Here is a 15,319-nt window from a genome sequence, read left to right as displayed (position 1 = left end):
TATACAAACAAAGAGGGAACAAAATGAAATTCATAAATAAGATCATTGCGGTCTGTTTGTGTGCATCTGTATTTGCAGGCGGATGCGGTCAAAGTGGACAGGATACGACAAAGAGTAAAAAAAGTGAAAGTACAGGCAGTTCGAAAAAGAGTACGGAGCAGGCTTCTTCGGATACCGAGGCATCAAAAGACATTTTTGCAATGGATACCTATATGACAGTGACAGCATATGGAGAAAAAGCACAGGATGCGGTGGATGCCGCTGAAGCAGAGATTGAAAGATTAGATACACTTTTATCAACGGGAAATGCAGACAGTGAGATTGCGAAACTGAATGAACAGAAAAGTGCAGCACTTTCAGAAGATGGAGGATATCTTGTGAAGCGCGCACTGGAACTGAATAAGGAAACGGATGGGGCATTTGATATCGCAATTTATCCGGTTATGGAGGCGTGGGGATTTCCGACACAGAATTTCCGTGTCCCGTCAGCTGACGAACTGACAGGGCTTTTGAAGCATGTGGATGCAGCGAAGATCTCATACGATAAGGATACAAGAGAAATCTCTTTTGAAGATGACCAGATGAAAATCGACCTTGGAGGAATTGCAAAAGGCTATACTTCCTCGCGGATTATGGATATTTTCAAAGAAAACGGGATTACAAGTGGTCTGGTAAATCTGGGTGGAAATGTACAGGCACTCGGAACCAAGACAGACGGAAGCAACTGGCGGGTTGCGGTACAGAGTCCGGACGACACAGAGGATTATCTGGGAGTTTTATCCATTCGGGATAAAGCGGTGATCACATCTGGTGGATATGAACGCTATTTTGAACAGGATGGTGTGACCTATCATCACATTATTGATCCAAAGACCGGATATCCGGCAGAGAACGGACTAGTATCTGTCACGATCGTAAGCTCGGACGGAACCCTTGCAGACGGACTTTCTACCTCGCTTTTTATCATGGGAGAAGAAAAAGCGGCAGAGTTCTGGAAGGCGCACAGTGATGAGTTTGAGGCGATCCTTGAGACAGATGACGGAACGATTTATGTGACAGAAGGTCTGAAAGACAGCTTTACAACGGATCTTGACATGAAGGTTATTACGAAATAATTTGCGTGAAATGAGAGGATAATGAGAGATGGACATCAAAGAAACCGGTAAAAAATTAAAACCGTTTGCACCCGTTCTTTCAGTTGCACTGGTTACGGCGTGCGTGGCAGGCTCCTTAAGCGGATATGAAGCGCCGGTCTATGCAGCGACGCAGGAAGAAACACCGATAAAAGAAGAGACAAAAGAGAAGAAAGAAGAAAAAAAGACAGCAGCCAAAGGTTCGTTTGATCTGGAGGATGGCGTATATAAAGGAACCGGAACCGGGTATGCAGGAGACATTACCGTATCGGTACAGATCAAGGATAAGCAGATTGTTTCGATTGACATTTTGAGTTCTTCCGATGATGAGGCATTTTTTTCACGGGCAAAAGCAGTGATCGACAAGATTATCGAAGGACAGACACTGGATGTGGATACTGTATCGGGAGCAACTTTCAGTTCCAGGGGAATCATCAGTGCGGTGAAAAATGCGCTGACCGGGGAAAAGGATAACAGCACGACAGGACAGGCACAGTCCGGCCAGACAGCGGCGGCAGCAAGAAGTTCGACCAGTGTGGCAAAAGTAGAGGATGCGGCAGCATATAAGGATGGAACCTACTACGGTTCAGGAACCGGATTTGGTGGTCCACTGAAGGTTATGGTAGAAATCAGCGGAGGAAAGATCGCATCCATCCAGATCGTGGAGAACAGTGACGGAAGCGATTACATTTCCAAAGCAGCTTCTCTGATCGATTCTATTATCGCGAAGCAGAGCACCAATGTGGATACGGTGTCCGGGGCAACCTACAGTTCGGTCGGAATTATTCAGGCAGTGCGGGATGCGCTGAGCCAGGCGGCGGTAAACGGGACATCGGATGGCACACAGGATAACAATAGTAATAACAGCAATAACAATAGTTCGTCAGACGACAATAATTCTACTGTGACCGGAACCGTTCCGTACAAGGAAGGAATCTATTACGGAACAGCAGAAGGCTACAGCGGCGATGTATCCGTTGCAGTCGTGATCCAGGAAAAGACGATCAAAGCAATCCTGATCACAGAAAATTCCGATGATGAGGCGTTCTTCAATCGGGCAATGGATATTGTGAAAAAGGTGATAAGGACACAGAAGACAGACGATGTAGATACTGTGTCAGGAGCAACCTACAGTTCCAAAGGACTGTTAAATGCAATCAAGAATGCACTGAAACAGGCAGAGAAAGTGACAAATGGAGAACCCATTGATGAGAAGCCGGATCTGACTGATCTGAAAGAGCTGATCGAGAGAGCAGAAAAGTTGGAAGAAGATAAATACACAGAAACAAGCTGGGCAGTTCTGCAGACCAGACTTGCGGACGCAAAAGATGCACTTGAGGAAACGAAACAGACTGCGGTTGATAAAGCGGTGGAAAAGCTGAAAACAGCAATCGCACAGCTTGAGTCGAAAGACGGAAAAGATGAGGAAAATACAAAGTATATCAGTGGAATCTATGAGGTGACCGTTCCTTGTAAGCCGGATGATGACGAAGATTTTGAAGAATATAATCTGACGATGACGGTGACGATCCGCGACGACAAGATTATGGCAATCACGGATATCACGGGCGATGGGGACAGCAGTAATGACAGATATATCACGAAAGCTGCAAATGGTACTTCAAGCATAAAAGGTGTGGTATCCCAGATCATAGATAAAGGAATGCCGGAGGATATTGATACTGTTTCCCGTGCAACCTGCTCTTCCAATGCGATCCTGGAAGGATGCAAAAAAGTACTGGAAGCAGCAGAAAGACCGACAGATACGGAGGCTGAATAACAATGAGAGAATTCTGGGTAAGACTGGTAAGTATGCTCGCGATCGTGGGGATTCTTCTTGGATACAATTCGGTGCTGGATGCCCGTGCAAAAGAAGACGAGATCGCCCGGCTTTCCGCACAGGTTGCCGGAAACGGACAATCAGACAGCGAAAATGGAGGTTCCACAAACTACAAGGACGGAACCTATACCGGGGAAGCTGATGGATTTGGCGGAACGATCCAGGTAGAAGTAAAGATTGAGAAAAGCAAGATCGCGGAAATCAATGTGATATCTGCAGAGAAAGAAGACGGAGCATACCTTTCCATGGCAAAGGATATTATTCCCCAAATCATCGATGCACAGAGCGCAGATATAGATACGATCAGTGGTGCGACATTCAGCTCGACCGGAATCAAAAATGCATCGGAACAGGCTCTGGAAAAGGCGGTAAAGTAACGTGAAAAAGATGGATATTCATAATTTAACGGCGAAAGATATAAAAAAATTACATATATGGCTGAGAGCATTGATCCAGATACTGTATTTCCTGTTTATCCCATCTGTGTATACAGCGGCATTTGCCGGAGTGAAATACATATTTACACAGATCGGTGCAGGGGGAAAGGTTGCCATGACCACTTTCGTGACAGTGCTGGTTGTGATCTGCATTTATACGATCCTGTTCGGAAGATTCTTCTGCGGATTTGCCTGTGCGTTCGGTACGATGGGAGACGGCGTGCATGCACTCTATGTGTGGATCTGTAAAAAAATGAAAAAGAAACCGTTTCAGATTGCAGAAGCGTGGACAGAAAAGCTCTGTTATCTGAAATATATTGTACTGGCACTGATTTCAATCTTGTGCTTTGCCGGCGTCTACAGCAAGGCAAAAGGAACCAGCCCGTGGGATGTATTTTCCATGCTCCATGCCGGCAACTTTAAGCTTGGCGGATATCTGGTGGGACTCGTCCTTCTGGTTCTGATCCTTGCAGGAATGTGCTTTGAAGAACGTTTTTTCTGCAGAAATTTTTGTCCGATGGGAGCAGTTTTTTCGCTGCTTCCGATCCTGCCGTTTTTCGCTCTTCACAGAGATCGGGAAAACTGCATCAAAGGATGTAAGGCATGTACGAAGAAATGTCCTTCTAACATCGGACTTCCGGAAGATGGATCGCCGAGGGTAGAAGGTGACTGTTTCCAGTGTCAGAAATGTATTGATACCTGCCCGAAAGGAAATATTCATACCGGTGTAAAAGGAATTTGCGGAAATGAATTCTGGTTTACGATTTTACGGGCGGCGATCTTACTGGCGCTTCTGCTCTGGCTTGGTGTATAGAAGATGAAAAAGAAAGATATGATACTTGGAGCAGGCATTATTGTGATTGCGCTTGCGATGCTGCTTGTGATGCAGCTGACGAGAGGGGAAGAAGGAAACCAGATCCAGATTACGCTGGATGGGAAAATCTATGGAACGTATTCCTTATCGAAGGATCAGACCATCGAAGTAAAGGATGGCGATTTTTATAACCGGATCAGGATCGAAGACGGAAAGGCGTATATGGAAGAGGCGAATTGTCCGGATGGTTACTGCGAGGAACAGGGAAAAATCAGCGGACATACACAGACGATCGTCTGTCTGCCACATAAGCTCGTAGTAGAGATTCTGGAAAATGAGAATGATCAGGGATTGGAAACTTCGGATTCCGAAGATATAGTCCCTGACACGATCGCAAAATGATAAAGGAAACAGCAGATGAATAAAAACAGAAAACTTGCCAATATGGCAATGCTGGTTGCACTGGCAATGATATTCAGTTATGTGGAAAGCTTAATACCGATCAATTTCGGGATACCGGGAATGAAGCTCGGAGTTGCCAATCTGGTGACTGTGACCGGGCTGTATTTCCTGGAGCTTCCGGAAGTATTTCTGGTGGTAGTTATGCGGATCCTGCTGACCGGCTTTTTATTTGGAAATGGAATGTCGGTCATCTACAGTCTGGCAGGAGGAATCTTAAGCTTTCTGGTTATGGCATTGATGAAGAGGCTGAAAGGATTTTCCATAGCCGGAGTCAGTATCGCGGGAGGCGTGTCGCACAATATCGGTCAGATTATCGTGGCATCCGTTGTAGTAGAGAATCTGAAACTGATTTATTATCTGCCGGCACTTCTGATCGCCGGTACAGTGACCGGATTTGTGATGGGAATGATAAGTAAAAAGCTGCTTCCGATCGTAAAAAGAGAATCGGAGAGAGTGGCACAGATAGGATAATTTTTTTGATTATGGGTTAGCAGAAACTAACTTAATAATAAATTTTATCAACAACAAGGAGGTAATTATGGGAAAGGGAACAATTAAGACAAAAGCTATGACAATGGCTGTGGCGATGTCGATGGTAGCTGGACTTTGTCCATCGACGGTGTTTGCGGCAAACAGTGAGGATGTAGCGAAGGTTCAGGATGGAACATATACAGGGACTGCAGAGTGTACACCGGATGCGGATGCAGATTTTGATGAATATAATTTATCTTTATCTGTTACCATAAAGGACGGAAAAATAGAATCGATCACGGATATTGTCGGTGACGGCAGCAAAAAAAATATAAGCTATATTGAGGATGCGGTGGATGGAGTTGTACCGAAAATCGTAGCAATTAATGGAACAGATGGAATCGATGCAGTGTCAGAAGCAACCTGCTCATCAAAGGCAATTGTTAATGCAGTAAATAATGCGTTGGAAAATGCAACAAAAAAAGAGGAAAAAACGGTAGATACAACAGCATTAAGTGAGGCAATCGCGTCGGCAGAAGCACTGAAAGAAGCAGATTACACAGCAGAAAGCTGGGAAAATATGCAGGATAAACTGACGGCGGCAAAAGAAGCGCTTGCAGCGAAAGAATCACAGGATGCAGTGGATCAGGCAGCAAAAGCTCTGACAGATGCAGCAGGTGCACTGGTGAAAAAAACTCCGGAAGTACAAAAAGACGTGTATGTATTGATGAATATCCCATATGCTGATTTTTATAAAGCAGAAGGAGTGACAGGTGCAGATGCCGTTTCATCAGCAACAAAGCAGAAAACCAGAGCTTCGCTGGCGTCAGGCTCTTATCATGTAAACAGTGATGGTTCCGATATTACTGGTGTGACATTTCCGGTTAAGATTAGTGATGTATCTGCATTAAAAAAATATACACAGATTACAGATGACAGTGAAGTTACGATTACAACAAATATTAAAGGAAAAGAAAATACTGTTACATATAAAGGACAAGATGCATTATTTGAAAGCGCAAGCTATTCTTATTACACATTAAGTGATACACCATCTTATTATAAAGAAGCAACGGTAAATGCAGATGGAACATTTAACTTCAGTGAGGTAAAAGGAGAAGCTTCCAAAGTAAAGCCTCTGTCCGATGCTACAACAGAATTTAAAACCTCGTCTAATTATGGTGATTACCAGTTAAATATAAATGGTCTTCCAGAAAGTATTAAAACAGTATATGGTGTAGTAATTAGCACAAAAGAAGAAAGCAGTTATGGACTTCGCCATGTGGAAAATATCTGGAAGCTTAAGGAGCAGAAGCAGAAGCTCGCATGGAGCACTGGATTTGTAACAGAATCACATGGAAACAAACTTGATTCCAAAGATTATGCTACCATGATGGGACAGACGATTAATAAAGTAACTTACTACACAAATGATGGTATTTATGAAATCCAGATGGACCAGAAAGTAGCGAAGAAATTTGATGGCGAAGTATCAGTGGCAGATATTTCTACCAAATCAGATACAACATCTGTTGTGGTAAGTGGACTTCCAAGTGATTTTGAAGAAGAATACAAAGTTGATGGAATCGGAATCGATGAAGATGCATATTCTGTGGAAATTAAAACAGAAGGTAAGACTACTACAAGAACAATTAAATTCAAAAAAGCTCTTACAAAAGGTCGATATACCGTTACACTTAGCGATAGGAGTGGCACTTATGTACCGATTTCAACTACTTTTAATGCTTATACAGAGACAATGCCGGTGAAATATAATGAAGATAATAAAGCACCGGCAGTTGTAAAGAATGACGATGTTAATGAAGAAGAATTCCAGACATATTTAAAAAGTATTAATTCTGTTACAGTGAACGGAAAGGAATATGCAGCATCTGGAGAGAAAGCAGTAAAACTAATTACAAAAGATGGAAAACTTGATCTTACACAAGATGCGTTTAAAGATGCAAAGGCAGGAGACGCATTTACTGTAACAATTGCAGCAAATGGATATCAAGCATACACATTTACTTATAAAGTAGCAGGAGAGGACAGAGCGTATTCCTATGTTTATGTAGGAATGAACTGGTCAGAATACTGGGCAAATGAAGGTGTGTATGCAGCCGGAAATGCCGAAGCATCTGGTGTTACTGATTCTCGTAATGAATATGATAAAGGCGCTTTTGATACCGTTACAAGAGCAACTGCAAATCATGGCTTACATAGAGGAAGTTTTCAGTGTACGGCAGTGATTAAAGATACAGATGGTAATCAATATAACCTGTCTTACTGGGACAAAAATGGAAAAGCAGTGATGACAGATGGCAGCATTTATACAAGAACTACAAATGCAGAAAAGAAGGCTGTATTTACTTCAGAAGATGGAAGCTCATTTATTCAGGCAGATTACAAAGTGACTGGTATAAAATATGTTCCTGTTAAAGTGAAAACAGCAGATTTAAGTGCATTGAAAGAAAAATATGTGGTTGTAGAAAATGGAGGCACATTGATTGGCGGATTTTCTGAAAACCAGCTTAAATCATATACAGCAATTGCAGATGTAACAGCGAATACGAATGGTCTTAAGAGTGCTGAAAAACAGGAAGATGGAAGCTTTGCATTCTCTGAAAGAACAACAGGTTCCTATTCAGGCTTAAAAGACACACAGCTGACAGTGGCATCTGATATCACACCGAATGTCAGAGAGACAAAAGATGTGGGAAGCTATGGAGAATTCATCCGTGTAGATTTAAATGGAAACTATGGTGGGCTTGGTTCTGCGATGCAGGCTGTTGAATGGACCTATTATGGAGATGATGCAAGCTATACAACACCGGTAAGAACATTTGGAACAAAATTTGCGGCAGATAACTGGATGCATAAATCTATGGGAATCCAGCTTGGACTGACAGACTCTCTCAGATGCCAGCTTCCGGAGGGAACGGATGGAACAGGTTACTGGAAACTGACAGTCTATGGACTTGGTTATGCAGATTACAGCTATAGTTTCCAGATCGGAACAGAAAATCTTGCGGCACCAAAAACTGCAACCAAAGAAGATATCAAAGCATTACAGGACAAAATTGACGAAGCAAACGCATTAAACGAATCTGATTATACAAAAGACAGCTGGAATAAGATGAGGAGTGAACTGGAAGAATCGAAAGAGCTTCTTGCACAGGAGAATCCGTTACAGTCAGCTGTGAAAGAGCAAACGCTCCATATGACAGAAGCAATTAAAGCTCTTGTGAAAGCTGAAGAATATGTTCTCATGAACATCCCATACGCAGAATTCTACAAAGCTGAGACAACAAATAATGATATTGCCGTAGATGCATTTACTTCTGCAACAAAGAACAAAACCAGAACAACAGGTCTTGCAGGTGGATCATACCATGAAAACGCGGATGGATCCAAGATTGATGGTATCACTTATGCTGTAAAAGTAGATCCTTCGGTAGATTTTTCAAAATACAAAGAAGTAAAAGACAGCGATTCGGTGGAGATTACAGTTACAAACAGAGGAAAGACAAGTACTACAACTCTGACTGGAAAAGACACATTATTTGAGAATGCATCTTATGCATACTATCCACTTACAGAAGAACCGGCAAACTACAAAGAAGTTTCTGCTGATGAAAATGGAAAGCTTGTATTCGGTGAAGTAAAAGGAAAGGAAGCGGAGGCACTGACAGGTGTCAAAGCAGAATTATTAACCAAGTCTTCTTACGGGGATTATCAATTGAACCTTGATGGACTTCCGGAAGATAAAATTACTGCTTCGAATGTAAATGCAGTTGTAGTAAAGACAACAGACGGAACCGCTTATGGTATGCGTCATCTGGAAAATATCTGGAGGGGTAATGAGCTCGCATGGAGCACCGGATTTACAAGAGAAGTGCATGGTTGCCCGACATCATCTGAACATTATAAAACTATGATGGGTAAGACGATTGACAGCATTGAGTACTATACAACAAATGGCGTGTACACAATGGACATTGCAGATATCTATGTTCCTGTAAAATCAGAAACTACAAAAGTAGAAGTTGCAGATGCAGACATTACAGCAGGCAAAACTACAATCAATGTACAGCTTCCAGATGAATTTGAACCGGAATACAGTGTGGATGGACTGGATGTGTCGGTAGAAGGTAATGTACTGAGTTTTAAAGCAGTGACAGAGAGCAGAGCAGCAGCTTCTGTAAAACCTGGAAAATATACACTTACTATTAAAGATAAGAAGAAAAAATATGCAGATGTTGTTACAACATTTACATTGACAACAAAAGATATGCCTGCAGCATATGATGCAGAGAATAAGAAACTTGTAGAGGCAGAAGGATTTGACACAGATGCGCTTAAAGCTTATCTTGGAAATATTACTTCTGTAAATGTAAATGGTAAAGATTATGCAGCAAGTGGAAGAGGCTCCGTAGTTATTATCAATAAGGATGGTACGATCAAGACAGATGCAGATCCGTTTAAAGATGCGGTAGCTGGAACAGAATTCCAGATTACAGTAGCTTCAACAGGTTATACAACTCCTCTTACATTTACTTACAAGATAGCAGAGACTCCGGCACCGGCAGAGGTTGATACAACAGCACTGGAAGCTGCAATTGCAGAAGCTGATAACCTTAAAGAAGCAGACTACACAGCAGAAAGCTGGAGTGTATACCAGGCAGCACTGCAGAGCGCACGTACTGCACTGGAAGCAAAGGAAAGTCAGGATGCAGTTGATCAGGCACTTGCTGCTTTAAATGCAGCAAAAGATGCACTGGTTAAAGCTGAAGAAGAACCGGTTACAATCAATACTGCTTCTCTTGAAAAAGCAATTGCAGATGCAAAAGCGCTTAAAGAAGCAGATTACACAGCAGATAGCTGGAAAGCACTGCAGAGCGCACTTTCAGATGCCCAGAAAGCACTGGAAGCAAAAGAAAGCCAGGAAGCAGTAGATAATGCAACAAACAGCCTGAACAAAGCAATCAAGGCACTTGTAAAGAAAAACAGCTCATCTGTAAAAAAGACAGATGGTACAACAAATAAATCCAAGACAAGCGGAAGTGATTCCGTGAAGACCGGAGATCCGGCAAGCGTATTTGGATGGTTAGGACTTGCAGTTTCTTCACTCGGAGCTGGTATGGGTGGATTTGCTTGGAAACGCAGAAAAAGAAAATAATAAAAAGATATGATTTTTAACAAATCATAGGATCCGGAAAGTCGGCAGACGGCAAGAAAAAGCCAGTTCTGCCGGCTTTTCTTGCTATTTACCGAACGAGAATGTATAATTTTTGGTAAAAGTATGATTTTTTGCATCAGAAGTATAGTTTTTGATAAATTCTTTATCATGTCTTATCTAAAATAAGAAGTAGGAAGATTATCAGGAATGGGGAAAATGGTATGAAATTATTAAAACTTGTGATTGTAGATGACGAACCAATCCTTCTGCAGGGACTGGTTAAGACGTACAACTGGAATGAGATGGGATTTGAAGTTGCCGGTCAGGCACAGAGTGGGGAGCAGGCAATCGAAGTGATCAAAAAAGTGAAGCCCCATGTCGTACTGACGGATATCCGGATGAAACAGGTTTCCGGTCTGATGGTGATGGAAGAGATCCAGAAGACAGAGCTGGATCCGGTTTTTATTGTGCTCAGTGCGTACCGTGATTTTAATTATGCACAGCAGGCGTGTGATCTTGGTGCATATGCATATCTGCTGAAACCAATCGAGGAAGATAAACTGCAGGAGACCATGCAGGGCGCATACCAGACCTGTATGGAGAAACTGGAGAGCGAAGAGCGTTATGAAAGCTGGGAAAATATGGTTCGAAAAGATTCCACCAGTTTTCTCCAGGTTGTTGTACAGAAATATTTACAGAATAAAATTTCCTATGAAAAAATGCAGGAAGTATTTGCAATCTTGAAAGATGTGATCGAAGAGGGCGACCGTTTTATTGCAATGTGTGTGGATCTTGATCTTACATATAAGATTACGGATGCACTGAATTACGAAGCAGCCAGGCTGGAATTGATACAATCTCTGGAAGAAATGTTTTCAGAGCGGTATTTTTTCTGGCATTTTGAAAAGGCAGAAGGCTGTCATGTATTTCTGATCAAGACAAAGGAAAATGCGTCAGTGCGCGAGATTGCGCAGATTCTGGAACAGGTTAAAAGGGAACAGAAAAGTCCGGTTACTGCATCGATTTCCAAACCGTATAAAGGACTGGATGGAATCCGCCGGAGTTACGAAGAGGCGCAGGGACTTTTCGAGCCAATCTGCAGCAGTGCCACAAATGAGAATACTTTTTCCATACCTGTGAAAAAGGAAGAAAAAGCGGCAAAAAGTGATTGTGAAGAGGCAGGACTTACGATCGTCAATGCTGTTCGGAAGAATGCGTTTAAAGAGTTAAAACAGGCTTTTATTGCGTTGATCTACGCACTTCCGCATGAGGAAGAGCTACAGATTCGTTATATACATAAGATTATGCTGCAAGCAGAGATGATGCTGAACGATACTTACGGAATGACGGAAAAACTGCAGAAACAGTTCCGGAATTATTATTCGAATATGGAGAGCCTGACAGCGGCACAGGCGGTAGATGTCAGTTATAGGATCCTCGGAGAAGCAATTGAGGAACGGGAAAAATACGCAGAAAGCGGAGAAAATAAATGTGCAAAGGAATATATGACAGTGGCACTTTCTTATATCGATGAGCATTTGCAGGAGGAAGAACTTTCTATTGTTCAGGTGGCAACGCAGATTTATCTGAATCCGGTATATTTCGGGCGTGTATTTAAAAATACATTTCATATAACCTTTAAAAAGTATCTCTTACAGCAGAGAATGGAGAAAGCAAAGAGGCTGATCCAGGATGGATGTGAGAGTATAGGAACGGTATGTGAGCAGGTGGGAATCAGCAATGCATCCTATTTTTCACATTTATTTAAAGAATATACAGGAAAATTACCGAGTGAATACAAAAAGGATTACGAAGAATGAAGAAATGGGTGATTAAATCCGGAATACAGAGAAAATACCTTCGATATATAATGGGGCTGTTGTTGCTGGCAATTTTGCTGTCAAGCATCGGTGTTTGGATTTATGTAAGGCAGAGTCTGACCACAGAGGTTACAGATAAATATGAATTTTTAAATGAGAAGATGGGGCTGGCTCTGGATACACTGTCAAAAGAGGCGGATGAAGGGACAGCAGAATGTATTACTTACGATCAGGTTCAGGAAAGTCTGAAAAAAGCTTCATTTGCAGATGTGGAAAAGAACTCTCTTCAGAAATATTTTGCCTATATGAATCTGGATCATGTGGCAGAATACTGCTATGTGGATAATAAAAATAATGTTTATGCCAGATCCTACTCGCATATTGATTATGAAGATTTTTCAGACAGTCATCTGGAAGATTACATGGGAGATTCTTATGCGAAAACGCAATGGTTCTGGGCGAAGGATACTCTGTTTGGGACGGAGAAAGAAGCATTGTTTATCGGAAGATATGTACACAGCATGGAATACGCCAGCAAACCAGGACTGCTGCTCATCAAGATGAATGACAGCTTTCTGGAAACGATACTTGGAAAGGATCGGAGTATGACAGATGAAGTGCAGATCGGAATTCTGGATAAGAAGGGGAATTTATGTGCTGATTGGTGCCCGAAAGGGACGAAGATTTCGGATGCGGTAAAACAGGAAGTCTATAAGATCAGCGCACAGGAAACAAGTGGTATTCTTGCAAAAAGCCGGAGAGTGAGCGGTGGTGTCTGCTCCATTTACAAAGAAAGCAGCTCTGAAATGACGGTGTTCACAGTCGTTCCGTCGAGTGTAATGACACAGGGAACGATGAGGGTACTTACGGTGCTGATCGGGATTTATCTGTTTGTGGCAGTGGTAGCGGTTGTGCTCAGTATCTATTTTTCCAAGCGGTTCACCAGTCCGATCCGGGAGATCAGTGAAGAGATGACACAGTTTGACGGAAATGATTTCAGTCGCCTGATTGAACTGAATACCAATACAGAACTGGATCAGATCGGACATTCCTACAATAAGATGCTAAAAAATATTGAGAATCTTCTGGCAGAGATCAAAGAACAGGAAGGGGTGCTCAGACGGACGGAGTTGAACATGCTTCTGGCACAAATCAACCCACATTTCCTTTATAATACGCTGGATACAATTTACATGCTTGCGCGGATAAACGGAGAAGAGACAACCATGAAGATGATTCAGGCACTTTCCAAATATCTGCGTCTGTCACTCAGCAAGGGCAGTGATATCGTGACGGTGGAGGACGAACTGGAAAATGTAAAGAGTTATATGGAAATCCAACAGATCCGGAATGCAAATCTGTTCCGGTATGAGATTGAGTGTAAGGTGGAAGAGAAGAGTACGTGGATGCTGAAGCTGATCTTGCAGCCACTTGTCGAGAACGCGATCAAGCACGGATTCTGCGAAATTTATGAGAATGGTCTAATCCGGATTGAGATTGCGAGGGAGGATAGCCAACTGAAAATCGTGGTATTCAATAATGGGAAGCCGATTGACCGGGAAATGATGGAAAAGATCAATGCCTTAAACGGGCATCCGATTCTGGAGGCGAAAAAATGCTTCCAGGATAAGGAACACGGATATGGAGTGGTGAATGTACTGACCAGACTGCGGCTGAAATATGGAGAGGATGTGCTGTTTTACTATGAGGCAGAAGAAAATGGAACCCGGTGTACAATCCAAATTCCGGATGACGGAAAGGAGAAACGTGATTTATAGAAAATATTTGCAATCGGTGTTTTGTATCGCACTGGTTCTGACAGTGCTGACCGGATGTGGTAAAAATACGGGGCAGACAAGCCGGAGCACAGAAAAAAAGGAGATTGATATTCCGATCATTCTGACGGTAGATCCGACTTCCGGCAAGAAAACGGAACAGGATGTCGTTGATGCATTTAATGAAGAATATGCCGGTACATATCATATGCAAGTGGAATGGATCATGGAGACGGAAGAGGAATACCGAAAAAATCTGAAACGGTTAAATGTCACAGACGAGCTTCCGGCTGTGATCTATGATGTGCGCACCCTGCCGTCCTTTTATCAGATGATGGTTGCGGATGGACGGATCGAGAATCTGAGTCCGTATCTGGAAGAGGATGAAGAGTGGAGGAATATGATCGAACCGGCGGTGATGGAAGGCTGTACGGATGAGGATGGCAATATCTATCTTGGACCGATCAGTACGGCGGCATTTGCGTGCGCCGGCATGTTTTGGAATCCGGAGCTTTTTGCGGAAGCAGGGATTGAGAAATTCCCGGAGACATGGGAAGAATTCTGGGACTGCTGTGACCGGCTGCAGGCAAACGGAATCACACCGCTTGGACTTCACACTGAAGGAACCGGCTGGGCGCCGATGCTGATTGCAACAGCAGAGGCAGCACACACGGAAGAAGGCTATGCATTTATGAAAGAGCTTCTCCCAGAAAGCTATTCCAATGATACCGGTCTTGAAATTGCAGAAACCTTGCAGAAATTGTTTCGGTATACAACAGAAGATGCAATTCATGCTGACTACGATGTGGCATACAATAATTTTGTCACAGGAAAGGTGGCAATGATTCCGAACGGATACTGGATGATCGACCAGTTGCCGGAAGAATGGAAAGAAAAGGTAAGATTTTCCGCATTTCCGGGAAATAAACTGATCGCCTCACCGGAAACCTTTGGCTGGGCGGTGGTTTCCACTTACAGCGAGGAGGTCAAAGAAGGAGCGGTTGAATTTTTGAAATTTCGCACGAAATTCAATCTGGAAGAGAAGAAAGAGCTGATGGACAAGAACGGACGCACTGAAATCAGCCAGCTCCTTCAGGATTATGTAAATGCCTACAATAACAATCCGCAGATCGTTCCGAACTATCAGGTGAAATGGAACTCCATCCTTCAGGAAGAGACGATCGGGGAGTGCCTGCCACAGCTTGCCGCCGGGAAAATGACGCTTGCGCAGATGGTGGAGACTGCCGATGAAAGTATCCGGGAGTATGAGAAAGAGAGATGATGGGAGGAGAAGGCTGTTGGTGTCATTTTATCAATAACAAATTTTTTACATTTCGAAAAGTATATTTTTTGTTAAAGGAGGTTTGCGATTTGTTACAGCCTTTGAT

10 protein-coding genes are annotated in these 15,319 nt (G+C 42.9%); all 10 read left to right on the top strand.

What is annotated here, in order from left to right; genetic code table 11:
* Positions 1-23 precede the first annotated feature (23 nt).
* Entirely contained in the window at positions 24-1,115 is a 1,092-nt protein-coding gene (locus PGU50_RS00365) for an FAD:protein FMN transferase (protein ID WP_270245928.1), read from the top strand.
* Positions 1,116-1,143: 28 nt separating this feature from the next.
* Positions 1,144-2,913, top strand: coding sequence for an FMN-binding protein (locus PGU50_RS00360; RefSeq protein ID WP_270245927.1), 1,770 nt, complete (start codon positions 1,144-1,146; stop codon positions 2,911-2,913).
* Between the two features lie 2 nt (positions 2,914-2,915).
* Positions 2,916-3,350, top strand: coding sequence for an FMN-binding protein (locus PGU50_RS00355; RefSeq protein WP_270245926.1), 435 nt, complete (start codon positions 2,916-2,918; stop codon positions 3,348-3,350).
* Between the two features lie 10 nt (positions 3,351-3,360).
* Complete coding sequence (locus PGU50_RS00350) at positions 3,361-4,224, top strand: 4Fe-4S binding protein (RefSeq protein ID WP_270245986.1); 864 nt, start codon at positions 3,361-3,363, stop codon at positions 4,222-4,224.
* 3 nt (positions 4,225-4,227) lie between these two features.
* Positions 4,228-4,626, top strand: coding sequence for a NusG domain II-containing protein (locus PGU50_RS00345; protein ID WP_270245925.1), 399 nt, complete (start codon positions 4,228-4,230; stop codon positions 4,624-4,626).
* 15 nt (positions 4,627-4,641) lie between these two features.
* Positions 4,642-5,157 carry a Gx transporter family protein gene (locus PGU50_RS00340; protein WP_270245924.1) on the top strand — a complete coding sequence of 172 codons (516 nt, stop codon included), beginning with the start codon at positions 4,642-4,644 and terminating at the stop codon, positions 5,155-5,157.
* Positions 5,158-5,224: 67 nt separating this feature from the next.
* Positions 5,225-10,336 carry a penicillin-binding Tp47 domain C-containing protein gene (locus tag PGU50_RS00335; RefSeq protein ID WP_270245923.1) on the top strand — a complete coding sequence of 1,704 codons (5,112 nt, stop codon included), beginning with the start codon at positions 5,225-5,227 and terminating at the stop codon, positions 10,334-10,336.
* A 221-nt stretch (positions 10,337-10,557) separates the two neighbouring features.
* A complete protein-coding gene (locus tag PGU50_RS00330) occupies positions 10,558-12,156 on the top strand; it encodes a response regulator (protein ID WP_270245922.1) in 1,599 nt (532 codons plus the stop codon).
* The gene (locus PGU50_RS00325) at positions 12,153-13,934 is read left to right on the top strand and encodes a sensor histidine kinase (RefSeq protein ID WP_117557092.1); all 1,782 of its coding nucleotides are present in this window, start codon (positions 12,153-12,155) and stop codon (positions 13,932-13,934) included. The genes PGU50_RS00330 and PGU50_RS00325 overlap by 4 nt, the downstream gene beginning before the upstream one ends.
* A complete protein-coding gene (locus PGU50_RS00320) occupies positions 13,924-15,213 on the top strand; it encodes an ABC transporter substrate-binding protein (RefSeq protein WP_243006427.1) in 1,290 nt (429 codons plus the stop codon). The genes PGU50_RS00325 and PGU50_RS00320 overlap by 11 nt, the downstream gene beginning before the upstream one ends.
* Positions 15,214-15,319: the final 106 nt, after the last annotated feature.

It is taken from the genome of Coprococcus sp. AM11-30B, assembly GCF_027674365.1.
Taxonomy (GTDB): domain Bacteria; phylum Bacillota; class Clostridia; order Lachnospirales; family Lachnospiraceae; genus Allocoprococcus; species Allocoprococcus comes.
Note: the sequence above shows the minus strand (reverse complement) of the source record. Positions and strands in the feature narration are given on the sequence as shown.